Origin of the sequence: Peribacillus saganii, from assembly GCF_003429095.1 — a bacterium.
In the GTDB taxonomy this organism is placed as follows: domain Bacteria; phylum Bacillota; class Bacilli; order Bacillales; family DSM-1321; genus Peribacillus; species Peribacillus saganii.
The window spans coordinates 1-24,608 of record NZ_QVTE01000040.1 but is presented as its reverse complement, the minus strand read 5'-3'; the positions used below and the strand labels follow the sequence as shown (position 1 = coordinate 24,608).

Annotated in this window: 21 protein-coding genes and 1 pseudogene; 5 read left to right on the top strand and 17 right to left on the bottom strand. The window is 39.6% G+C overall.

Annotated elements, in window-relative coordinates; translation table 11 throughout:
* Positions 1-46: 46 nt before the first annotated feature.
* Positions 47-2,707 (bottom strand): PAS domain S-box protein, encoded by a 2,661-nt coding sequence (locus D0469_RS13950; protein ID WP_158553474.1) that lies wholly within the window; start codon positions 2,705-2,707, stop codon positions 47-49.
* 234 nt (positions 2,708-2,941) lie between these two features.
* On the opposite strand from D0469_RS13950, the gene D0469_RS13945 reads away from it, so the two are divergent.
* Positions 2,942-3,136 (top strand): hypothetical protein, encoded by a 195-nt coding sequence (locus D0469_RS13945; RefSeq protein ID WP_117327354.1) that lies wholly within the window; start codon positions 2,942-2,944, stop codon positions 3,134-3,136.
* 436 nt (positions 3,137-3,572) lie between these two features.
* Here D0469_RS13945 and D0469_RS13940 read toward each other — a convergent pair whose 3' ends face one another.
* The 11 genes and pseudogenes from D0469_RS13940 to D0469_RS13890 form a co-directional block, all read right to left on the bottom strand.
* Entirely contained in the window at positions 3,573-4,469 is an 897-nt protein-coding gene (locus D0469_RS13940) for a sulfite exporter TauE/SafE family protein (protein WP_117327353.1), read from the bottom strand.
* 157 nt (positions 4,470-4,626) lie between these two features.
* Entirely contained in the window at positions 4,627-5,358 is a 732-nt protein-coding gene (locus tag D0469_RS13935; protein ID WP_117327352.1) for a sirohydrochlorin chelatase, read from the bottom strand.
* 189 nt (positions 5,359-5,547) lie between these two features.
* A pseudogene (locus D0469_RS21705) lies at positions 5,548-5,697 on the bottom strand (SAM-dependent methyltransferase); the annotation flags it as partial.
* A 91-nt stretch (positions 5,698-5,788) separates the two neighbouring features.
* Positions 5,789-6,388 (bottom strand): adenylyl-sulfate kinase, encoded by a 600-nt coding sequence (cysC, locus tag D0469_RS13925; RefSeq protein ID WP_117327350.1) that lies wholly within the window; start codon positions 6,386-6,388, stop codon positions 5,789-5,791.
* A gap of 36 nt (positions 6,389-6,424) precedes the next feature.
* On the bottom strand, positions 6,425-7,570 hold the full coding sequence (gene sat / locus D0469_RS13920) for a sulfate adenylyltransferase (RefSeq protein ID WP_117327349.1): 1,146 nt from the start codon (positions 7,568-7,570) through the stop codon (positions 6,425-6,427).
* Between the two features lie 87 nt (positions 7,571-7,657).
* Positions 7,658-8,371: a phosphoadenylyl-sulfate reductase gene (locus tag D0469_RS13915; RefSeq protein ID WP_233523058.1), complete on the bottom strand. Its 714-nt coding sequence runs from the start codon at positions 8,369-8,371 to the stop codon at positions 7,658-7,660.
* Positions 8,372-8,816: 445 nt separating this feature from the next.
* Positions 8,817-9,893: a YkvI family membrane protein gene (locus D0469_RS13910; RefSeq protein WP_117327415.1), complete on the bottom strand. Its 1,077-nt coding sequence runs from the start codon at positions 9,891-9,893 to the stop codon at positions 8,817-8,819.
* A gap of 80 nt (positions 9,894-9,973) precedes the next feature.
* Positions 9,974-11,080 (bottom strand): o-succinylbenzoate synthase, encoded by a 1,107-nt coding sequence (gene menC / locus D0469_RS13905; protein WP_117327347.1) that lies wholly within the window; start codon positions 11,078-11,080, stop codon positions 9,974-9,976.
* A complete protein-coding gene (locus D0469_RS13900; RefSeq protein WP_199478530.1) occupies positions 11,077-11,925 on the bottom strand; it encodes a GNAT family N-acetyltransferase in 849 nt (282 codons plus the stop codon). Before D0469_RS13900 ends, menC begins: the two co-directional genes overlap by 4 nt.
* Positions 11,922-13,064 carry a M20 peptidase aminoacylase family protein gene (locus tag D0469_RS13895; protein WP_117327345.1) on the bottom strand — a complete coding sequence of 381 codons (1,143 nt, stop codon included), beginning with the start codon at positions 13,062-13,064 and terminating at the stop codon, positions 11,922-11,924. Before D0469_RS13895 ends, D0469_RS13900 begins: the two co-directional genes overlap by 4 nt.
* Positions 13,061-13,921: a MurR/RpiR family transcriptional regulator gene (locus tag D0469_RS13890; RefSeq protein WP_117327344.1), complete on the bottom strand. Its 861-nt coding sequence runs from the start codon at positions 13,919-13,921 to the stop codon at positions 13,061-13,063. Before D0469_RS13890 ends, D0469_RS13895 begins: the two co-directional genes overlap by 4 nt.
* A gap of 372 nt (positions 13,922-14,293) precedes the next feature.
* On the opposite strand from D0469_RS13890, the gene panE reads away from it, so the two are divergent.
* On the top strand, positions 14,294-15,217 hold the full coding sequence (gene panE, locus D0469_RS13885) for a 2-dehydropantoate 2-reductase (RefSeq protein WP_117327343.1): 924 nt from the start codon (positions 14,294-14,296) through the stop codon (positions 15,215-15,217).
* A gap of 179 nt (positions 15,218-15,396) precedes the next feature.
* Here the strand turns inward: panE and purT are convergent, their stop codons facing one another.
* The 3 genes from purT to D0469_RS13870 all read right to left on the bottom strand — a co-directional run bounded on the left by purT (position 15,397) and on the right by D0469_RS13870 (position 18,407).
* Positions 15,397-16,554, bottom strand: a complete 1,158-nt coding sequence (gene purT, locus D0469_RS13880) for a phosphoribosylglycinamide formyltransferase 2 (RefSeq protein ID WP_117327342.1) — start codon at positions 16,552-16,554, stop codon at positions 15,397-15,399.
* Between the two features lie 599 nt (positions 16,555-17,153).
* Positions 17,154-17,765 (bottom strand): NAD(P)H:quinone oxidoreductase, encoded by a 612-nt coding sequence (wrbA, locus tag D0469_RS13875; protein ID WP_117327341.1) that lies wholly within the window; start codon positions 17,763-17,765, stop codon positions 17,154-17,156.
* 288 nt (positions 17,766-18,053) lie between these two features.
* Positions 18,054-18,407 carry a hypothetical protein gene (locus D0469_RS13870; protein WP_117327340.1) on the bottom strand — a complete coding sequence of 118 codons (354 nt, stop codon included), beginning with the start codon at positions 18,405-18,407 and terminating at the stop codon, positions 18,054-18,056.
* 572 nt (positions 18,408-18,979) lie between these two features.
* Between D0469_RS13870 and D0469_RS13860 the strand changes: the two genes are divergently transcribed.
* From D0469_RS13860 to D0469_RS13850, 3 genes are all read left to right on the top strand, one after another.
* Entirely contained in the window at positions 18,980-19,846 is an 867-nt protein-coding gene (locus tag D0469_RS13860) for a fumarylacetoacetate hydrolase family protein (protein ID WP_117327338.1), read from the top strand.
* Between the two features lie 216 nt (positions 19,847-20,062).
* Positions 20,063-21,604 (top strand): Na+/H+ antiporter NhaC family protein, encoded by a 1,542-nt coding sequence (locus D0469_RS13855; RefSeq protein ID WP_117327337.1) that lies wholly within the window; start codon positions 20,063-20,065, stop codon positions 21,602-21,604.
* 135 nt (positions 21,605-21,739) lie between these two features.
* On the top strand, positions 21,740-22,438 hold the full coding sequence (locus D0469_RS13850) for a FadR/GntR family transcriptional regulator (RefSeq protein WP_117327336.1): 699 nt from the start codon (positions 21,740-21,742) through the stop codon (positions 22,436-22,438).
* Positions 22,439-22,598: 160 nt separating this feature from the next.
* Here the strand turns inward: D0469_RS13850 and D0469_RS13845 are convergent, their stop codons facing one another.
* Together D0469_RS13845 and D0469_RS13840 are read right to left on the bottom strand one after the other, a co-directional pair.
* The gene (locus D0469_RS13845) at positions 22,599-23,474 is read right to left on the bottom strand and encodes an SMP-30/gluconolactonase/LRE family protein (RefSeq protein WP_117327335.1); all 876 of its coding nucleotides are present in this window, start codon (positions 23,472-23,474) and stop codon (positions 22,599-22,601) included.
* The gene (locus D0469_RS13840) at positions 23,467-24,435 is read right to left on the bottom strand and encodes an aldose 1-epimerase (RefSeq protein WP_117327334.1); all 969 of its coding nucleotides are present in this window, start codon (positions 24,433-24,435) and stop codon (positions 23,467-23,469) included. The genes D0469_RS13845 and D0469_RS13840 overlap by 8 nt, the downstream gene beginning before the upstream one ends.
* Positions 24,436-24,608: the final 173 nt, after the last annotated feature.

The window sequence follows — 24,608 nt, the reverse complement described above, 5'->3', positions numbered from 1 at the left end:
ATGAGAAAAGGCCTGTACCAATTGGTACAGGCTGTTTTCATGTGATTTAATTCTTTTTAAACAATAACAAGGTTTGATCATCGAAAATATTATCTCCTTGGCTCTCACATACTTTTTTATAAATGGAGTCCACTACTTGCTGTGCAGGCAGGCTTTTATCGGTACTGAAAAATAATTCCTTCAAATTATTGTTATCATCTACACCATAGGCTAATCGTTCTTCTGTGATTCCGTCGGTATACAGTAATACCATATCACCCTGCAATAATTGAATGGATTTTGTGACATATTTTGTTTCCCGTGATAAACCAAGTACAGCTCCTTTTGCATTCAGATCAATCATTTTATTTTTACCTGCTTGATACAAAATGGCAGGTTCATGGCCTGCAGAAGCAAAATGGAACATGGAAGTTTTGTCATTATAAATTCCCATAAACATCGTAACAAACATAGTTGGATCCAGATATTTGGCACAGTATTGATTAAGTTCATGTAAAATCTCGTGGGGCAATGATTCTTGATCGATTTGATCCATTGCATATTTGATCATAGACATCAGAATCGCAGCAGCCATTCCCTTACCTGAAATATCAGCAATTCCTAACTGGATTTGATCCCCGGTGTTTACAACGTTATAAAAATCCCCATTTAGCTTTCGAAACGGAACGGATATTACCCCCACATCCGTTTCACCAGGCAAAGAAAGCTTTGGCACCTGAGTAAGCAATGACTTTTGCACCCTTGAAGCCAATTTAAACTCAAACTCAATCTGTTCATGCTCTTGCTTCAATTGTTCGATCTTTAATTTTTCAGTGATATCAGAAAAAGTTACAACGGTACCTGTAATGACTCCATGTTCATACATAGGGCTTATTGAGTATTCTACCGGGATGGAATTGCCATCTTTTTTATAAAACATATCTCGTTCAACAAAGCGTTGCCTTCCATCCTTTGCCGTTTCCCTTATCCTCGCATTGATCGTCCTCAAGCTATCAAATTGTGCTTCTTGATTATGAAGCATGAACAAGTCAGATGCCCGGGCAGAAAGCTCGTACTCCTCATACCCGAGAATTTTTTCGCCCGCTTTATTTATAAATAAAGCTTTACCTGCCTTATCCAACCCAATAATTCCATCAGCGACTGAGTCAAGGATTAGCCTGTTTTGGTTGCTAAGCCGCTCTACTTGGTTTATATACCGCTTTCTATCCGTTATATCGGTACAGATTCCATAAACTCCAACGATGTCGCTATCCACGATAATGGGAATGTTGACTACATTGATTTCGATTTTTCTTCCGTCTTTATGAAGCAATGTGACATCATAATTTTGTGCCTTACCTCCCTTTGCCTGGCTAAAATACCATTGAGTGTATTCTATATCCTCCGGATCCAGGAGATGAGAGAAGTTCATGGTCAGCAATTCTTCTTTACTATAACCCGATATTTTTTCAAGCATTCGATTAACAGATGTGTAGTTCCCTTCTAGATCGAAAGAGTACACTGCAGCTGGATTGTATTCGAACAGAGATCGGTAACGCTGCTCACTTTCTTTTAATTGTCCCTCCGCTTTTACCCGCGCTGAAACGTCATACGCAATTCCATACACCCCTACAATGTTTCCATCAATGATAATGGGTAAATTCGAAACTTGTACTGGCAGGTGCTCCCCATTTTTGTGGACTAATGTCGTCAAATAATGCTGGGGTTCACCCTGCTTGGCCAACTCAAAATGGCGGACAGTTAAGGCAAGGTCTTTTGGAGCCACAAATGGTATAAATGACATTATACCGATCTCTTCTTTAGAATAGCCGGTTAGTGTAAGAAAATTTTTATTATGGCTGATAAAGTCACCATCCATATTGAATGAAAACACGGCAGCTGGATTGTAATCAAACAACGATTTATACCACTGTTCATTGATCTTATATTTTTCTTCGTCTTTTTTCCGTTTTGTAATATCACGTGATACAGTAACACAATCGGTTATTTCACCGGATGTTTCATCCCTATTAAAGTTACAGGTGGTTTCAAGCCAGATATAATCACCGCCTTTTTGCTTAACCCTTGCTGTCATCTTGAACTCCAGCTTTCGTTCAAATGCCTGCTTATGTTTTTCAAAAGTGGTAGCAATATCTTCAGGATGAAAATATTTAAACGGCGAATGCCCGACCATTTCCTCCGGTTCAAATCCCAGGAGGTGTTTTGATGCGGGTGAGACATAGATGAAGTTCCAATCCCTGGGTGAAAGAAGAGCTATCATATCTAAAGAACTCTCTGAAAGCAGCCGAAACTTTCTTTCGCTTTCAATAATCTTTAATTTACCCTTTATGTCCTCTGAAATATTTTTTGCTATCCCATATAGTCCAATTATTTCGTTTTCATGAATAATGGGAATGTATGTTACGGATGCGGTTAAGATTTGACCGTCCTTATGGCGAAATTTTACTTCGTACTCTTCAATTTTTTGAGTAACATTCTGCAGAATGGCATCTCTATGTGATAATGAGGATTCATATATGATTTCCTCAGGTGTAAGCTGTTTAAATTCTTCAGCAGAATAGCCTGTTAGGTTTTTAATCGCCAAATTTCCATCAATGTATTTGCCGTTAATGTCCAAAACGTATATAGCATCTGGAAGATTGTTAAAAAGCGAAAGGTGCGGCCCATTTTTTAACCATTCTGACAAAATCATCTGCGCTTCCTTCATAGAAGGCCTCCTTTCCATTTATATATTGATTAGCTTATTATACCATTTGAATGAAGAATGGGAGACTGGACAAAAATCTGACATGAAATAATTCATTTTGTCATTGGAATAACTGCATCTTTGTTAAGCATGTTTAAATTTAAATTAAACATAATAAAATAGGGGTGGAAATTCTTTTTAATCCTGTTATAATGGCTAAAGGTTCAATACATTTTTAAATAAAGGTGGGCAAGCATGGGGAATTCTTCGTGCAGGTATATTGTAAATGCAGTAGGTAAAGATGGAGAAACTTACTATACCCATTGTCAGGATAAACAAGCATTAAAGAAATGGATAGATGACCATCAAGAGAAACTCTTGATAGATGAGCTGAAAATTACAGACAAAAATCAAAATCCTTTCTTAAAACTGTTTTCTCGAAAAAGATAATTTAAACCCTAACGAGACGCCATCCGGTTAAGGATGGCGTCTTTATTTTGTGTGACAGCCGATTCAATCCGGAATATGGAGGAAAATCATATAGTTATTTCGTTCATATTCCACGGGAACAAATTTTTCCATTATCATGACCACGTCTTACAATGTTCGCGGAGACAATGTATTATTATAAATTATGAAGGTTTCGTCAAATTTAATATTCTCGTCAACTTGTTCGAAGTTTTTCGTTCACTTTTCTCAAAATATCGATTTCTCGAAAAAAAGCGGCACGCAAAATTTGCCCTAGCTACTATGCTAAAGGAAATATTTTGCAACCGGACGTTCAAAAGACGCAGGAAAAAATCCTGCGTCTTTGTGCTGAGATGTTCATCAAATATACTGTGTAGCCCAGAATAATCGGATTTAAGCCGAGATACCGGAAGCATTTTTAGGAAGCGTTTTGTCCAGTATTAACATCACTTTTACTCACTTTCAAGTGTTTCCTGACGGAAAATAAAATCGCTGTCAGCCAACAGAAAATCAGCAGACCATAAATAAGTGGATGGTATTCGGTATGAGTGATCCATGTGTTTAGAATGGTCCGGATATTCACTATGATAATGAAGCCGCCAACGAAAACACCCATTAATTGAGGTGGGACGATACGGACAAGGTAAGCAGCAATCGGTGCTGCAAAAATCCCGCCGATCATTAATGCGCCTACCCAAAGCCAGTTTACCGTGTCCCAGCCTAATGAAAGGATGAATCCTGCTGTCGCAGATACAGCAATCGCAAACTCACTTGTATCAACAGTTCCTACCACTTTGCGGGCAGTCATTCCTTTTTTGGATAACAAAACGGGTGTAGCAATTGGTCCCCAGCCGCCTCCGCCTGTAGCATCTGCAAATCCCGCAATAAACCCAAGCGGAATCGATTGTTTTACAGACAATGGCTGGGCATCTTTTTCCTCACTCGCCTGAAATAAAAACAGGAAACGGATTATTACATATAACCCAAGCAGTAGCAGAAAGGCTGAAACGTACGGTTTAACTATATCTCCTGGCAGGTTGCTTAAGAAACACGCCCCAATAAAGGCTCCAATGGAACCTGGAATAATAAGGCGGAAGACCATTGTTTTATCTACATTACCGAATTTGATATGAGAAACTCCTGATGCAGCTGTTGTGACCACTTCAGAAAGATGAACAGAAGCAGAAGCAACAGCGGGAGCAATGCTGAAAGCCAGCAGCAAGGAAGAAGATGTAACGCCGTACGCCATGCCCAATGCACCGTCTATTAGTTGTGCAAAGAAACCTATAAACGCCAAAACAAATAACTTTTTCATTTTTTCCTCCAAACGGCATCACTATTAATCGAAATATTTAGAATTTATATTTTGAAAAAAATGCTTCTAATCAAGCAGTTGAGGATTAGAAGCATTTTTTATCCGATTTTTTGTTTATTCGATTTTCTGCTTCAAAGAGCTTGTTGGTCCTGGCCGTTTACCCTTCCAACATCTCCTTTACCCTGTCCTGAAGCACTTTTTCTATTAGCGGATGGTATCCGAGATAACTGCATAATATAAATTGGTTTTCTGCTTCCAGTTTTTCTATCTCTTTTTCCATAGTTTTCATCAGAATGCCGGTAAACAGCAAGTAAGGGATAACAAATACTCTTTTCAAGCCGGATTCTTTCGCCATATGCAATCCTTCTTCAAAGCTTGGTGATGCCGCAGTAAGATAACAGTCAACGATTCTATTTACCCCGATACGCTGATGCAATAGTTCCCCTATTTGAATCAAATCCCGTTTTACATCAGGATCACTGCTGCCTCTGCCAACCAATAAAACCATTGAATCTTCGGTAATCGCTTCCCCTGTTTCCTGGATTCTTTCCACTAAAATATCTACCATATTGGAATCTACTCCAATGGGTCGGCCATAGCGAACCCCCACTTCGGGATATTGTTTGTGTATCCGTGAAAGTTCAGTTGGGATATCATCCTTGGCATGTGCAGCAGTCAGCAATAGTACAGGCAGCGCGTGAATTTTTGTCGCTCCCCGTTCAATGCACCGCTGGAATGCTTCTTTGATATTCGGATTTGCTAGCTCGAGAAAGCAATATTCCTGGATAGGAACGTCAATGTTTTGCATACACCTTTGAATAAAGGAAGCTGCCTGCTCTACTCCTTTAGCTACCCGGCTGCCATGCATAATATAAAGAATAGCATCCATTTAATTGGCCTCGCTCGTCATAAGACTTTCTAGTACAGTATCAGATTCAAACCATTTAATTCTCTCACGCGTTTTGACAACTTTACCTATGAGTATCTTGCAAGGATTTACGATTCTTTCCTTTTCTGCTCCCTTTTCCAGTGTACTAACAACCGTCCTTTGGTCTTTTGTTGTTCCCCCATTAATAAGCGCCACTGGTTTCGTGCAGGAAAGCAATTCTTCATTTACCAAACGATCATATAGAATGGCGTCCGCTTCCTGAATGCATTTTAATCCTTTTTCAGTAATGAGGTCATGGTCTCCAGGTCCTGCACTGACTAGAAGATAAACTTTGCCCAAATTCCGTCACCTCGTTTTCGTAAATCAAATCTTGATAAAATGGTACCTGGCAGTTACTGCCAGGTACCATTTTATCTTTGTCAATCTGTTTTTATATTGCTTCTCGATTTCGCAAGTATTCAATTACCTGATTTACGCACTCTTCGATAGTGTGCTGATTGGTTTCGATAACCAATTCAGGATTTGCCGGTTCTTCATAAGGAGAACTGATGCCGGTAAACTCCGGGATTTTACCTTGGCGAGCTTTTTCATATAGTCCTTTAGGGTCGCGCTTTTCACATTCCTCAAGCGGGCACTTTACAAAAACCTCAACGAACTCATCCTCATTTAGCAAGCTGCGCACAAGCTCACGATCAGCTTGAAAAGGAGAAATAAACGCGGTTAATACCACTTGGCCGCCATCTACAAATAGTTTGGATACTTCACCAATTCGGCGGATATTTTCTTTTCTGTCTTCTTCAGAAAAGCCTAAATCCTTGTTTAGGCCGTGGCGGATGTTATCTCCGTCCAGCACATAGTTTCTCACACCGATTTCATAAAGCTTCTGGGCGACCGCGTTCGCTACTGTCGACTTGCCTGAGCCGGAAAGTCCGGTGAACCAAAGTACGAAACTATGATGTTTATTTTGCTGTCTGCGAAGCTCCTTCGATAAAGAAGCTTCATGCCAGGTAATATTTGTACTCTTTGTCAATGTTATCGTCCTTCCTGGAGTGCTGCGCACAATTCCTTAAACTTCTACTGTATTTTTCATTCCTTTGATTAATACTTCGACAACTTCCTGGCGGCTGAATGTGCTTGGCGGAATTTCACCGTTACGAAGCAGTTCCCTTACCTTTGTTCCTGATAAAATGACATGGTCTTCTTTACCGTGAGGGCAAGTTTTTGTTGATGCCATGTTCTCACATTTAGAGCAATAAAAGCTGTGTTCGAAAAATAATAGAGAAATTCCTAATTCATCGGCAGTAAACTGTCCAAAAATCAGCTGGGCATCGTATGTTCCATAGTAGCTGCCAACACCAGCGTGATCACGTCCAACGATAAAATGAGTGCAGCCATAATTTTTACGGACCATTGCATGGAAGATAGCTTCCCTTGGACCTGCATAGCGCATAGCAGCCGGGAATACAGCAAGGAAAACACGGTCAGCAGGATAATAATTTTTCAATAAAACCTGATAGCTTTCCATTCTAACATCTGCCGGTATATCGTCTGACTTTGTTTCACCGACAAGCGGGTTAAGGAAAAGGCCATCAACCGTTTCTAGAGCTGTTTTTTGAATATATTCGTGAGCTCTATGGACAGGGTTTCTTGTCTGGAATCCAACTACCGTTTTCCAGCCTTTTTCTTCGAATACTTTCCTTGTGTCAGCCGGATCCAGATAAAAAGTATCAAATTGCTCCCGTTCAATTCTTTTTACAAGAGTAATTTGGCCTCCAATGTAAATATTTCCACGCTGGAACATTTTTAAGACACCTGGATGTGCTTCATCATCCGTTTGGTAAACTTTCTGTGCTTCCTTTGTTTTATCAGGTTCATAAATATCAGATATAGTTATCGTTCCGTAAGTAACTCCGTTTTTTACCAGGCGGGCTTCTTCACCAATAGAAAGGCTGCCAGCCACTTCCTTTGTGACAGGAAGTGTAATAGGAATACTCCAAACGCTACCGTTTGCCAAACGCAAGTTATTTACAACTGATTCATAATCCTCTTTTATAAGAAACCCTTCTATAGGACTGTATGCTCCAGTTCCGATCAATTCCAGGTCGCTTAAAGCTATACCGTCTAATTCAATCTCTTTAGCTATTTTAGTAGTGTTATATGAAGGATTCCAGCGATTGACTAGGGATCCTCCATGTGGTTGGCTTAATGTCATTGAGGGATATATCTCCTTTAGTAAATTTATTTTTCTCATAGTTTTAGTAGGAATTAAGTCTGCATTTTAATAATTTAGCTTTTATTTTTACGTGTGCAGTCCGCATTCAATCTTTTGAGTTCCAGTCCATCTTCCTGACCTCAAATCATCAGCATTGAAGGCTGGCTGTGTGCACGGTTTGCATCCGATGCTGGGATAGCCATTGTCATGAAGGATATTATATGGCAAGCCGTTTTTGTGGGCATAGCGCCAAATATCCTTCCAGGTCCAGTGGATTAATGGGCAGATTTTCACAGATTTAAAGCGGTTATCTTTATTGATGAACTGAGTGTTCTTCCTGGTTTCAGACTGTTCACGCCTTAATCCTGAAAGCCAGGCAGTCGCCCCGGATAAGCTTTCATTTAAAGGAACTATTTTTCTTATTTCACAGCACTTGTTCGGTTCCCGCTTCCAAAGTTCATCGCCATATTGTGCAGTTTGTTCCTCAAGTGTTAATTCCGGCTTTTTCATTTCAATTCTTAATTCCGGATAGCGTTCCTTTATTTTGTCAATTAATTGATAGGTTTCTTCAAAGTGAAGCCCTGTATCAAGGAAGACAACCTTAGCCTTAGCATTAACTTTGGAAATTAAATCAATTAAAACAATTCCTTCTATCCCAAAGCTGCAGGCATAAACTAATTGGTCACCATAGTGGGAATATCCCCACTTCAATACATCCAATGCACCCTTTGTGTCATTATCAATCGGAAAATCAATTGCCGGAAACTCATCAAAGTTTCCATAGACTAATGTTTCAGTCAAGATAAAGCCCCCCGATTCTATTTTGAAGAAGTGTCTTTTTTTCATTCATGTTTTAACTCTTGTGAAATTTCAAGTATAGGAATCGTCTGGTAATTGCATCTCACCATGCTCAATTGGATCCCATATTTTTTGCTTCCTTCCTGCGCTGGAAAGGAATACGGTATTCGTTTTACCTTATCTTACAGAAGTGATCCATTTTACTGGATGTAGCAAGCTGCAAATGCTCAGGTTGCCGGACATCGGGCCGAACTCTCCGTCACTCTTGATAAGTTTAATAAAATTTTAGCACATTATTCCTTGAAGTCAACAATAAATTTGATTGGTTTACTCGGAATTAATAAAATGGGCTAAGAGGCCGGTTTTTACAAGTTATGATATGGTATTTTTTAAAAGTTCCTGCATCAAAAACCCTCCTTATTATAAAACAAGAAGGGTTAAATAACTATCATCCTTTAAATGCAGAAGGTACATTTTTGCTTTGCTGTCTGCCTCGGATCCAGGAAACGATAATGGCAGCAATCAGTGTGAAACCTAGATATCCCATTACAGGATATACTGTGCCGACTAAAGTGATAAATCCGATGAAGCTGGCAGCAAAGGCAATGACTCCAAATACAGGGACGAAGATTTTAAACTTGGAGTTATCTGCTTTTACAAACCTTGCTGTGAAGGCATAAAGCATTCCAACCGCTGTATTAAATATCATACCTAACAAGATAATGGACATAAGCCCGCCTAATACTGGTGACATTTCATTGGCGATAAATAATATTGGCATATCAACGCCTGAAATTACATCAGCTTTAGCTAGCATTGTTAAGTTTAACAAAAGAATTAATATCCCTAGACCGGCACCGCCAAGAATCCCGCCTAAACCCGCAGTTTTTGGACTTCTTTCTGTCCCTCCCATTACAGCCAGCATGGCAGCTCCGGCAGCAATGTTATAAGACACATATAAGAGCGCTCCTAAAACCCAGTTAGAAGCAGCCGGAGTTTGCTTTTGGGCCATTTCTGACATTTGTGCAACGCTTAAATCTGTTGTGATAAACGAAAAAACAGCAATTACAGCCACAATTGCAAGCAAAAACGGTGTAATAATACCCATTATCGAAAGCACTTTTTCTACATTAAGACTTACTGTTATGATAGTTAATAATGCCATTACAATATTTCCAACGATGGCAGGAATACCGAACTGCTGTTCAAAAATAGATCCTGCTCCAGCCATCATGACTACTGTTACCCCAAATAGGAAGAAAGTGATAACAATATCAACGGCAATGCCCAAGTAGCGGCCGCAAATGTGGTAAATAACTTCCTTATGCGAATCAGTCTGCAAACGGCTGCCAAGCTGTGTTAAATTCATACCTAAAAAGGCAAACAGAGCAGTGGCGATGATTGCTCCCACAACTCCCATCCAGCCAAAGCTGGTAAAAAATTGCAATATCTCCTGACCGGATGCAAAACCTGCTCCAACAATTAGGCCGATGTACGCGCCGGCAATTTGAATACTTTTTTTCATAATTTCCCCCGATTTTTGAATGTTTAGATAATTTATATGAAAGAAAAGCATAGAGAGGTTCTCCATACCTTTCCAATTTTTTAAGCATACGTTTTTTCAAAAGTTGTAAATTGTTTAATGGTTTCAAGGTTTGGTTCAAAACCAATGCCAGGATTCTCAGGAACCGTAATCGTTCCATCTGCCACTGTCACTTCAGGATTAATGATGTCTCGCTCCCAATAACGGGAAGAAGCTGCAGTATCACCTGGCATGGTGAAGTTGGGCAAAGTAGTTAAGGCGATATTATGAGCCCGTCCGATTCCCGATTCGAGCATGCCTCCGCACCAGACCGGAATATCGTTCTGCTGGCATAGATCGTGTATCCGTTTAGCTTCCGTCAATCCCCCAACACGGCCAATTTTAATATTAATTATTTTGCAGCTGCCTAGTTCGATTGCTTTGCGGGCATCCTCATAAGAATGAATGCTTTCATCTAAGCAAACAGGAGTGGATATTTCCTTTTGAAGCTGCAAATGATCAATGATATCATCGGAAGCAAGCGGCTGCTCAATCATCATTAGATTAAATTCATCCAGTTGCTTTAACCTATCGATATCGGTTAACCGATAAGCGGAATTAGCGTCAGCCATTAGCTGGATGCCAGGGAATTTCTTGCGGATTTCCCTAATTACATCCACATCCCAGCCTGGCTTGATTTTTACTTTCATCCGCTTATAGCCTTCACTGACATACTCATCAATTAATTGGAGCAGGTCTTCAACGTTTTTCTGAATTCCAATGCTTATGCCGACATCAATATTTTTCTTCTCGCCTCCAAGAGCTGCTGCTAGAGAAATTCCCTGCTGTTTTGCGTATAAATCCCAGGCTGCCCCTTCAATTGTGGACTTTGCCATATTGTTTTTTCGTATGTAGGCGAACATTTCAGAAACTTCGTCAGGATGATTTATCTCTTTATTTAGGATTTGTGGAATTAGAAAGTCCTCCAGCATATGCCAATTGGTTTTTACCGTTTCTTCATTATACCAAGGAGAATGGAAAGCTACAGATTCTCCCCACCCGCTGTTACCTTCACCATCCTTTGCTTCCAGAACAAGAAATTCTTTTTCCTGAAAAGTTCCAAAGCTTGTCGTAAACGGAAATAGCATTTTCATTTTCAATTGTCTTAACGTAACCTCTTTTATTTTCATTTTTCTCCCGCCTTTTCTTTTAGATCAATCAATTGTTTCGGAACTAACACATAGTAGTGTACAAGCTGATTTTCACTTTTTCTTATAGAAGCGGCTGCATAGCCTTTTGTAAATAAAGTTTGAAAGATTTGTCTAGTTTTAAAACGCCAGTCGATGGCAAGTTCATTATTCTCACTTTTTAACTTTTGAAAACAGGCCGGTACTGGGACCACAATCGTTGTGTCTGAATCACTGATACTTTTCAAAGTCTCTTCAACATTTATTAATTGAGGCTGCTTTTCCAATGTCGTTTCCCATTGGAATAAAACATCCATCCCTGAACCGTCAACCAATTGGTTTTCCTTAACGTGAGGGCTATTAATCCACCATTCCACCTTAAAACGGTCTGTTGGAAGCCCGCTGTTAAAGCTGTCCTCCATATCTCCATAGCAATTTTCCGCATAAGTTGAACAAATAGCATGTAACTTGGATAGATTTAAATACCCATTTCGGGATTCAAGCGGATCATATGTCCATACTATGAGGTCATAGCCCATATCACGTGCAATTGCCATTTGTTCCTGTTTAAGCCTGGCTCCTATCCCTTTATCCTGATAATGTTTATGAATTCCCAGCATATGTGAGCATAGATAGCTTTTGCCTTTATTAAAGCCGGGAAAACCATAACTAAAACCAACCAGTTCATCATCCATAAAGGCTCCTAAGATTAGGCCGCCATTTTGAGCTGCCGTAATCGTTTGATGAAGAGGCAGCGGTTCCATGTTCCACACGTCTTTTTCAAGCTGTTGAACCTGCTGAAGCTCTTTATTGGTAGTTAACACCCTTATCTCCATATCCGAACTCATGATAACTCTCCCTTTTCATACGCTTCAATTGTATTTAGAACCGTTTTAACCAGAATTTCAATTCCAGAATATATGCGATCAGTATTAAACGTCATCTTTGGGTGGTGGAGTCCTGGCTGCAAATCGCATCCCAAACCTAGCATAGTTGCTTTTATATTAGGTCGTTTTAAAGTATAAAAGTGAAAATCTTCCCCGCCTGAGGTGACAACAGGTTCTTTAAGCTGATGATCCCCGACTGAGTCGGCAATCGCTTTTTTCATAAAATCAATAGCCTCTTGATTAGCCTCAGCAGCAGCAACGCTTGCTTTTGATTCTAAAGTAATTTCAACACCATACAGCTTGGCCAGTGAATCAGCTACCGCAGCAATTTTTTCGGTAAGCTGTTCCATTACCTTATTGGTCTGGGCCCGCAAATCAATGCTAAAGGAAGCTTTGCCTGGAATGATATTTCCTGATTCACCCCCGGCAATAAACTTCGTAACTTTAGCAGTATGGGGTACCATTGGATCCAGGTGGATGTTTTTTATTTCATGAATCAGCGATGCACCAATTTCGATGGCATTTTGGCCTAAGTGGGGCCGGGCACCATGTGCATCTTCACCAATGATCTCGCCAATCAGAAACTTTGCAGCACCGTGAAGTATCGCCGGTATTGCTTCTCCATCCCGCAATTCCTGTATTGGTCTAAGATGGACACCATACAAGAAATCCACATCGTCGACTGCTTGTTTTTCAATCATCTTTAGAGCCCCGGTACCTTTTTCTTCTGCAGGCTGAAAAATAAATTTAAACCTTCCTTTGTCAAAGGCGCCCATTTGCTGCAGCAAAAGCATAGCTCCTACAACCATAGTCATATGGGCATCGTGTCCGCAGGAATGGTTGGCCTGAAATGTGCCTTCTACTTCCTGCCAAAGTGCATCTATATCTGTCCGTAAGGCAACGCAAAAATCACCCTCTCCTGCTTCTACTACCAGTCCTGTACAATCCTCAAAGGTTTTCACAGAAAAACCTTTTTCTTCTAAAAACCGCTTTAAATACTCTGTCGTTTTATATTCCTGCCAGCTCACTTCAGGATGAAGATGCAAATGCTGAAATACTGAATCGATAGTCGGCTTCAATTCTTCGATGTAATCTTTCACTCTGTCATTCCCCCATCTGCAAAAAAATAGTCTGCGTTGAGTTTTTCATATTGTTGTTTTCGCTTTTTAAATCTGTCTTTATCTTTAATTGAAACACCTGCTACAATTGCATTTAGCAATGAAAAAAGGGCTGGTGCTGTATCGATCGTAGACTTTTCGGACGAATAGATTTGAAAGATAATATCAGCATGCTCTCTAATTGGTGCAAGCAGCGAGTCCGTAATGCCAATAACAGTTACCCCCTGCTCCTTCGCTAATTGAGCAATTTTTATCGTTTCTTTTAAGTATCTGTGAAATGAGATTGCAATCAATGTTGATTGGCTTGTCATTTCACTTAAGGTTGCAAGTAAATCATCAGTTTCGGGTCTCAATAATTGCACATTGCCACGAACTAAACCAAGAGTAAATGTTAGCCAATTGGCGGCTGAGAACGATGAACGCATGCCTGAAATATAAATTTTATCTGTTTGAACCAGCTGCTCGACCGCATGCTGGAAATCTTTTTCACTTATGTTACGTATTGTTTCCTGCATATGCTGTCGATCCTGTTCCATTACACTTGCTAAAAAGTGAGGCTGCTCTGCTAATTCAAGTTTTCTTGAAATATAGTTTCCCAAACTGCTTTCATTAAAGAGCAGCTGTTCGCGGATGATTTTTTGAAGTTCGGAAAAACCAGATAGTTTTATTGAGTAGCAGAATCGGATGACCGTAGTTTCACTAACCCCCGCCTGTATTCCTATTTCACTTGCCGATCTAACTGCAAACTCTCTCGGATTGTCCAGTAAATACTTTGCTGCCTTTTGCTGTCCTTTCGACAGGTTAGCATACTCTTGCTGTATACGTTCCTTAAGATTCATGGATATCACCTGAGTTTCACATTTTTGAAGTTTAAATAATATTTATTAAATTCTATGAAGTTTAAACAATATTTATTAAATTCTATGAAGTATAAACTTCGTGACAGAATGTTAATAAATTATCACATGATCAATAATAAATCAATAATAATTCAGAAAATTTCATGATTTAATTTTACAATATAAAAAGAGTATGAAATGGTCCATGCACATCATTACTAGTAAAATTGATTTTATCTTTTCCAAAAAGGTTCACTAATTTTTATATTTTTATTTTTACAGGGTTAAATTTCTGAATTTTATAGGCAATTAACGACTAAAGACGGTCTTTATGCTTTATAATAGAAGAAAAATGATGTGGGGGGAGATTTTTTGAAAATTTTAGTAGTTGGAGCAGGAGCTGTTGGAGGTTACTTTGGCGGACGTTTGCTTGAAAAAGGTGAAGACGTTTCCTTTTTAGTAAGGGAACGAAGAAGACAACAGCTTGAAGAGCATGGACTGGTCATTAAAAGTATACATGGCGATGCAGATTTTATCCCATCCGTCCTCAGTGAAGGAGACTCAGCCGGTCCATTTGATGTGATACTCCTTTCTACAAAGTCGTATCATCTTGACGGTGCTATCCAAAGCATTCGTGAATACGTAAATAAGGATACCATGATTCTGCCTTTGCTGAATGGCATTTCTCATGTTGACCGGCTGGTTCAGGAGTTTGGAGAAGACAATGTCCTAGGCGGGCTGTGCTTTATTGAAGCAACACTTGATCGTAATGGAAAGGTACTGCAAACCAGTCCGATGCATGAGCTTGTTTTTGGTGAACGCAATGGAGAAAAAACAAAGAGAATTCAGAGGCTTCAAGAAACGTTTAGTGACACGAAGTCCAAATTTCGGTTAAGTGAAAATATAAGCCAGGAAATGTGGCATAAATATATGTTTATTACCGGGATGTCTGGAATTACAACTTTAATGCGCGCACCAATTGGACCAATACGCGATGCAAAAGGCGGACTCGCAACTTTAAGGCTGCTTTTCGCGGAGCTGGGTGAAATCATGCGTAAAATAAATGCACCGATTGCTGACAATATAGAGGAGATCCAATTAAAAAGAATAGCGCAAATGGGGTATGAAATGAAATCCTCTATGCAGCGAGATATGGAAAAAGGGCTTTCTGTTGAGGCTGATCATCTGCAAGGCTACTTACTTGAGCTGGCTGAAAAACAAAAAATCTGTGCACCGATACTGGAAACAATCTATACAAACCTAAAAGTATATGAAAAAATGGTTGAGTCCCATTAACCCGTCTTTCGTACTATTAGTACATAATTAGAGCCATCCCATGATGGAATCCTTCCTTTTTCGGCTGAGAATTTAAATATTTTTAAAAAGAGACCACCTTTAATTTAAAGTGGTCTCTAGTTTAGTGCCTTGGCTTTTAAGCATGATATTCAGTGCCAGGTTTTTAGTACACGGCAAAACTATTTCTCAACTTTCAGGCAGTCTAATGCACGTTTAGCGTTTGTTCTGGCCTCATCCGTTGTATCTGCACTGGATAATGCAACCGCTACTCTCCGTCCAGGCTTTGTGACTGGTTTACCGAAAATGCGAACCTGAGTCTTTGCAACGGACAGTGCGTGTTCTATTCCGCCAATAGAGTATGAATCGAGTTCTTCCTCCGCCTTCAATGGACGGCTTGCTCCGGGAGAAATCTGAATTATTTCCGGAATTGGGAATCCCAATATCGCTCGTACATGGAGAGCAAATTCGGATAAATTTTGAGTTACAAGCGTAACCAGCCCCGTATCGTGGGGACGAGGGGAAACCTCACTGAAATATACTTTATCCTTAGAAAGGAAGAGTTCGACTCCAAATAGGCCATATCCACCTAGTTCTTCGGTGATTGCCATTGCGATCTTTTCCGCTTCACTAATTTGCTGTTCCGTCATATTATGCGGCTGCCAGGATTCTATATAATCCCCATCCTTTTGAATATGGCCGATTGGCGCACAAAACTTTGTTCCATTAACCGCCCGGACGGTAAGTAAAGTTATTTCAGAATCGAATTGAATAAATTCTTCAACGATAACCCTTCCGTTTTGAACTCTGCCGCCTTCCATTGCAATTTTCCAGCAATTCTCCATGTCAGCCTCGGTACGGCAAACACTTTGCCCTTTGCCTGACGAACTCATTAAAGGTTTAACTACACAAGGGAACCCAATTGTTCTGGCTGCCTGTACAAATTGTTCATAGTTGTCAGCAAATTGATACTTCGCAGTTGGGAGTTCCAGCGTTTCAGCCGCTAAACGGCGGATACCTTCCCGATCCATTGTCAGCTTGGCCGCACGGGCAGTAGGAATGACATGAAATCCTTCATTCTCGAGTTTTACAAGTTCAGAGGTTGCAATTGCTTCGATTTCAGGAACGATTAAATCGGGTTTTTCCTTTTCAATTACTTCCCGCAATTGCTGTGCATCTAGCATATCAATCACATAGTTTCGATTTGCAGCCTGCATAGCCGGGGCGTTTGCATAGCGGTCAACCGCCACCGTCTCCACTCCCAGGCGTGCAGCCTCAATAATAACTTCCTTTCCTAATTCACCTGAACCTAACAAAAGAATTTTTTTCCCTTGAAACATGTGATATCTCTCCCCCACCCTATTTGAAAAAACAATATAAACGAATTATACAGTATAAAAATTAATAAATCATTCGTCTTTTAGTATTATTTTTATAAAAAAGGGTTGTGAGGAGGAAAAAATATAACAAATCAAGAATTTATTTCCTATTTAATCCATTTTATTGACGGAAAAAGAAAAAATTGATTTGTTTATTTATAGTTTTCAATATGTGCTGCCGTCCTGCTCATTTATATGATAGTCATAGTCATTTACTGAGTAAAATGTGATCGGAACCGGCATTGACAGCAACACCATTGCCATTAATAAAAATGTTAAAGTATAGGTACTAAATTTACAATCGATTTTCCTCAACTTGATATAATGGTAAAAAGAACAAAAACAAAGCTGATTGGTTAGCACTCCAATCAGCTTCTTTTTTATAACATGGTAGTATAATCTTTTAACGGAATTCAACGCTCAGCAACTTTTTTATTTAATAAATAAAACCCCGGCTCAAAAATATGCCGGCGTCGATATTAAGCGCAATACATGCCTGAACAAAGTGAAAGTTCCTTTGTCAGGACATGTCGATTTAGCCGTGGGGTGTTACACATTTCTTATTGATTCGCCTTTTTTACCCATTCAGCAACCGTTACTGTCCGCTTCGCCTGATACTTTACTGCAGCTTCAACTTCTTCTACCATGTTTCCGTCCTGGTCGACAGAAACACTTGTGCCATATGGATTTCCTCCAGCAGAAAAAATTACTTGATCAGTATAACCTGGTGCTGCCACAATCGCTCCCCAATGATACATGGTGGTGTATATGGACAATATAGTCGCTTCCTGACCACCATGAGAGTTTTGGGCGGAAGACATGGCACTGACCACTTTGTTTGCCAATTTCCCTTTAAACCAAAGGCCGCCAGTTGTATCCAGGAATTGTTTCATCTGTGCAGGCATATTCCCGAATCTAGTCGGTACGCTGAAAATGATTGCATCAGCCCACTCTAAATCGTCGAGCGTCACTTCAGGGATATCACCTGTTGCTTCAGCATGCGCCTTCCAAGCGGGATTTGCGTCAATTGCAGATCGTGGAGCCAGCTCGGGAACCTTTAACACTTTTACAGTCGCTCCCGCTTCCTGCCCCCCTGCTTCAGCCCATTTTGCCAGCTTGTAGTTTGTACCTGTGGAACTGTAATAGATTATTGCCAGATTAATATTCGACATCTTTCGGCCTCCTTTTTTTCTCCGATACTAAACATATTCCTATTACCCGGAAAAAGGGATTGTATTCATGTCCGCTAATAATTAATTATTGTTTTACATCCTTTTAAACTAGAATGTTTACATAATAATATTATGCTGTTTTGATTCTTATTCCTACGAAAGGAACAGTTATAGCCAAGTATACAAACATTAAAGGAACATGTAAGTCTTTTAATATCTTCACTGTTAGCCTATCTAGCGAAAAAAAGGGTTTATGCAAAATGGCTAAGAGGATTAATAAGCCAATAGTTATTCTTCTTTTCTTAATAATGAGCTGAGGCTCTTTAATGTGTGGAGTCTAGCAGTAAAAATAAATAAATCGTCGTAGTTCCTTTCTACATATTCGTCAATTACATCTAACCCTTTTCTAAATCTCTCAACTAATAAATGAGTATACTTTTCATTCCAGCCGTACTGATTTATTCTCTGAAGTTCATCAGCAACTATTTGAAGCTTAAACTCTTCAGCAAAAAGTTTTATTTGATACAGCTTATCAGGATTTAAAATAAAGCTGCTGTTACTATCATGAGTGTCCATAACAAATTGGACAAAACCATTTATACTTTCAGCCAAAAGATTCGCAATTTTCATTTTGAAATTCATTTCTCCCTCTCCTCCATTTCTGAAGTCTGCAAGATTTTATATTTACTCCAACTGTTTCAGCATATTCGAGTCCTTTCCTTTTGCTGATTTGACTGCCAAAATACAGTCGCCTTCCCCATGGAACCAGCACTTTCCCCACTTGAACTTTTTGATCCTGCTCAAGCTGAAGATTTTCTGCTGCATCATGGCACGAGGTAGCAATTAATCCATCATGGTCCACTGAGTTTTATCTTCCGGTTTCATTATCATTCCACCCGTTTTTACCTAAACATCTACTTGTAGAATTCTAAATCCATACTAATGTTTAATTTATAATTCACAAAATAAATATAAGAACCTCTTCCCCGTTATGCAGGATATATATCCCTTTTAAGAATTAAGAATGATATAGAATAACTTCACAGTTCTAATTATTAAAATGAGCCAATAGTATATGGTAAGACCATACAGCATGGTAATTTTGAAGGCTCATAGCAGCAGTGAGAAATGATGCATGTACAACAAAATGTAAACCCTTTCATAGGCTGTATGAGTTTCAGTAAATTTTTAAAGTATATAGGATGGTGACTGTAATGAAACTAATTTCCTTTCAAACTATCGATGGCGTAAAATTAGGCATTAAAACAGAGAAAGGTATTGTGGATGTGCGTTCTACAGCTGAACAAGCAGGATTGTCTGTACCCGCTTCTATAGAGGAGGTAATCACAGCAGGTCAATCAGGGTTAGATAGTATACGGCAAGTACTTTTACATGCAGAAGAGTATCTGGATGAGTCTTCCATTCAGTTTGCGCCTGTGGTCCAAAAACCAAATAAAATTATTTGTTCAGGAGCAAATTATCATGCACATGTGGCAGAGACAAAGCTAGCCATTCCCGAATATCCAATCTATTTCCCTAAATATCAAAACAGCCTGGCAGCTCACAATATGGATATTATTCCACCGTCCATAACAGAACAGGTCGATTACGAGGTAGAAATGGTGGTAGTTATCGGAAAAGAAGCCCGAAATGTTACGAAGGAAGAAGCACTTGACTATGTATTTGGTTACGCAACAGGAAACGATTTTTCAGCAAGAGACCTTCAGTTCCGCGGTATACAGTGGCTGTACGGGAAAGCAATTGATGACTTTGCACCAATCGGGCCCTACCTTGTAACCGCTGATGAAGTTCCGAATCCTCAAGATCTAGATCTCAAGCTGTGGGTCAATGGTGATTTACGTCAGAGCTCAAATACGGAAAAAATGATTTTTCCTATAGCGGAATTGATCAGTGACTTGTCTCAAGTTATGACACTTGAAGCTGGTGACGTAATTTTCACGGGAACCCCTGAGGGTGTCATTGTCGGCAGGGAAGAAAAAGACTGGCTGCAGCCAGGTGATGAAATCGTCTGTGAGGTTGAAGGACTCGGACGGCTAGTGAATCGAATTGGTGCTCGATAAAAAAAGCATTAATTAGAACAATAATCTTATAGATTCATTCGTGATCAGACAAAGCGTTTAAAAGACACATTCGTTTAACCTAACACCCGCCCCCTCCCTGCGCTGGTCACGAGTGAAAGCTCTTATGATTAAAATGTAAGCGGTTTCAATATTTCTTTTATTTTGCAGTTTTTAAGTTCAGCAGAATATCATTAAAAAGTTTAAGGGGGATTTTTAATGGAAGGTACTATTTTTTCACTTTTACCGCCTATCATAACCATTGCAATCATCATTTTAACAAAACGGCTATTCTTGTCATTAGGAGTAGGAATTGCATTAGGTGCTTTACTTTATAATCAATGGAATGTCATAGATAGTGTGGCCAACGTTTACAGCATTATGACCGGAGTCCTATCAGAAGATGGCAAGGTGCTAATTTTTGTTGTCTTAATTGGAGTATTATCTTCCCTTCTTTATTTATCAGGCGGGATTTATGCCTTCGCAGAGTGGGGTGTTAAAGTAGCTAAGACAAGGGTTCAAGCCCAAATGGCCACAATGTTGCTTGGGTTTTTCACTTGGTTTGATGATGCCTTTAGCTGTCTGTTCCGTGGAGCTGTAATGAGATCTGTAACTGACAAATACCAAGTTTCCCACTCCAAGCTTTCTTATTTAATCCACTCTACATCAGCACCGATTGCCCTGCTTATCCCAGTTTCAGCACTTTCTGCCTTTATCGTATCCATTATAGCCGGTGTTTTTGATAAAACTAAGATTACCGAATTCCAGCCACTTGAGGCATTTTTATTTGCGATTCCAGCAAACTTCTATACGATCTCCACCATTGTTCTTGTTTTCATAGTTGCTTATTTTGGAATTAATGTGGGCCAAATGCGCCAAGATGAAAAGCGGGCAATTGATGAGGGAATTTTATTTGATACGACAAGAGGAAAAATTCCAGGTGCTGAAGATAGTAAACTCCCATCACGGAAAGATGGCAAGGTAGCCGATTTACTTTTACCAGTGTTAACTTTGATTGTAGTCACAGTTCTTTCTGCAATATGGATTGGCAGTGAGGGAAGTACGTCCGCCCTCGAGCTTCTTAAAAACACAGACGTTATTTCAGCTCTGATATATGGCGGGTCAAGTGCAATCCTGGTGATCCTGGCAAGATTGCTTAGTAAAAAAACACCTGGCGGTCATTTAAAAGTCACTATTGTTGCTGGAGTTAAAACGACTTTACCGAGTGTAGCAATTCTTTTTTTAGCACTTGTAACAGCGGAAATCATTTCTTCGTTAGGGGTAGGCCAATATTTAGCTTCTTTGATCAAAGATAATATGGCCCTTGGCTGGCTGCCAGTGATATTCTTTATCTTTGCAGCATTCATATCTTATTCCATAGGAAGTACACTTGGAACTGCCGGTTTAATGCTCCCGATTGGTGCGGAGATTGTTGCTGCTACTGATATTGCGTTCTTAATACCAATTATCGGTGCAGTCCTGGCAGGAACAGTGTTCGGTGAGCATAGTTCACCATTATCTGACACTACTATTCTTGCTTCAATCGGCAGTTCTGTTCATCCAATCGATCACATGATAACGCAGCTTCCTTATGCCGGTTTATCCAGTATTTCATCAATTATAGGATTTCTTGTTTTAGGTTTTACTCAGAACGTATTTATCGGTCTTGCAGCAGCCTTAATTACGGTAGTTATTGGAGCCTATGTACTAAGGAACCGGCAACAAAGATCAGGTTCGTCTTTTGAAGAAATAGCTAAATAGCCAGTTCCATCTTATCCCTCCCCTAGAAAGATATTGCCTGGAGGAGGGATTTCCAATTGTTTACTAGTATATAAATTATTAAAAATTATAAATATACTATTATATAGTCCTTATATCGTGAAAGGTGAAAATAGAATGATAGAACCTGTTAAACGTTTAAATGTTACAGATAGTATCGTTAATCAAATTAAAGAACTAGTCCTCCAGGGTAAATTAAGCCAAGGAGATAAACTGCCCCCAGAAAGAGAACTCATGAACTTGTTTGAAGTCGGGAGGCCATCTTTGAGAGAAGCGCTAAAGGTTTTAGAAGCCCAAGGTTTAATTGAAAAAACCCAAAAGGGAACTATCATTTCAGGTAACCACGAAAAATTTTTTACAGACTCCCTTATGTTCCAGCTTTATTTTTCTTCTGCAGATTGGCAGGACATCTTCGAAGCAAGGAGATTTATTGAAAGGGAACTAACTTTCTTAGCCACTATAAAAGCAACACAGGAACAATTTATCGAATTGGAAAAAACCATTGCTGACATGGAAATAGCCATTAATGAAAATAATCACTCTGAGTATGTATCGGCCAATTTACTTTTTCATGAGAAAATTGCAAAATCGTCACATAATCTTGTGATGTACCATTTATACCAATCCATCATTAATCTAGTTGCCCTCTCTCAGGAAAAAGCTGTCACCGTTCAAGGAGTAATGAATAATTCACTGCAATTTCACAAAAATATTCTAGCTGCAATGAAGAATCGCAACCCTGATCTTGCAAGTGATCTAATGGTTGATCATATCAATAATGTCCATATTTTTTTACAAATAAGCGAAGATGATTAAATTGAAGGCAGAATACCAATAGGTTTCTCATAGACATTTCACATAAATCTGATAAAAAACGACCAGGTCTTTAGCCGATCATTCATTTGCCTTGCAAGGTCCTCATATGGAATGACATTTTTACAAGCTATGATGACATCTGTCTTCGCAAAGGTTAACGTTAACCTTTAAAAAAATAAGTTTCAGATCCTCGCGTATTTGTTTTTACTCTAAACAAGCCTCCAGCGTGCGGCTGTTTTTGAAGATCTTGTTCATCTAATCCATCGCGGGCTGTAGTTATATATAAATCATCCAGGTCAGGGCCTCCAAAAACACAGGAAGTAACATTTGCGACTGGAAGGGTGACAGATTCGAGTTTTTCACCATTTTGAGGATTCCATCTGGAAACCTGGCTGCCGGCAAAGTGAGCGATCCAGAGCATCCCTTCTTCATCAATGGTCATTCCATCCGGAAAGCCTTCTCCCTCGGGAAATTCAACAACAAACCTTTTATTGCTGATAGTCCCTTCTCCCAATTTAAAATCAAAAGCGGCTACCTGATTAGTTGGGGTATCAATAAAATACATTGTCTGATTTTGCTTATTCCAGGCCATGCCATTTGAAATTCCCAACCCCTTTAACATCTGCTGGACTGTCAGATCTGTATTCAAACAATAGAGTGACCCGTTTGTTCCTGTTCCATCTTTAGCCATTGTACCGGCCCAGAAACGGCCATTGGCATCACATTTTCCATCATTGAAACGATTGTCAGGCAAGCCTTGTTCAGGATCAGCGATGACCGTCAGTTTTCCTGATTGCAAATCTAAAAAATGAAAACCATTTTCCAAAGCAACAATCAATCCTCCGGAATTTCGGGGAACTGCAGCCCCAATCGATTGCTGTAGCTCAAAGGTATCATTGATTCCTGATTCAGGATTATAAATAAAGATTTTTCTCTCTTTAATATCAATCCAGTAGAGAACCTGATTTTTGGCATCCCAGGCTGGACCTTCTCCAAGTGTGGCTTTTGCATCAACAATTAGTTCAGCCTTATACATATTCCTTCCTCCCCTGTAACGTATGTCCAATTGTAAGCACTGTCGTAAAAGCCGTTTCTTCCCCTTGCTTTAGTGCTATTAGTCCGGTAATCTCGCCAGGAAGATCCATGTTAGGTGCATTCGTTACCCAAGAGTACGGTTCCATTGCGAGCAAATCTTCTTTGCCGCTCATTGTGAAGACAACCCAATGGTTGTAGCCTTTGTCAGCCTTATAGCTGATATTGATTCCTTTAGCCGGGTGTTCAATAATAGCCGGTTGCTTATCTTTTATTGGATAAATATCATCTAAGGCAAGTCCATAAAGTTTCATACCTTTTATAAGTTCTTGTTTGTAAGGGATTTCGAGCAGTCTGCCTGTTGGCATTTTCCGTTCATTTAATTCCCAATACTGTTCGGCATTCAAGAACAGCCGTGATTCTTCTGCAGGAAAGTGAAATGTTGTATGTAATCCGATACCAACTGGCATTGTTTTATTACTATTGTTCAATATTTTGAGCGTTTGGGTTATGTAATTACAAGATAGCTGAACGATCATTTCAATTGTAAAATCATGTGGCAGCTGCTTGATAACGTCAGGATATTTTTTAGAGACGAATTGAGTCACGATGATATTATTTTCAGTATCCACTTTAACGACATCCCATTTTTTATCATGAACGAGCCCATGAATGTGTACATTTTCTTCGGGACGATTCATTTCAAATTCATATGTTCGGTTTTCAAATTCGAAAACTGCACCGTCGATCCGGTTTGGAGGGAATAATACCGGGGTTCCATATAACACGCTTGCAGATTTATAGTCTTCCATTGTCTTGGGAACCCTTAGCAGTTCAGTATTGCTCACCTTATCATAGATTGAAATTAGATTGCTTCCCTGACCCGGAAGAAGGATAACTTTTAAAAATTCATTCTCCATTTCAAGCGATGCTTCTTCAAGAAACTGTGAGTTGCGGATAGACATTAGCCTTTCTCCCTTGCTAACTATTGTTTTTACGTTATTTAATACCACGAGCGGAAGACTTTAATCCTCTAAAAAAATAAAAAAGCGATTCCTCCTTAGGGAATCGCTTCAGACTGTAGACAAACTAGATGAAATCGAGTTTGCCTGCAGTTATTTTTTTATTTGGCCTGTTA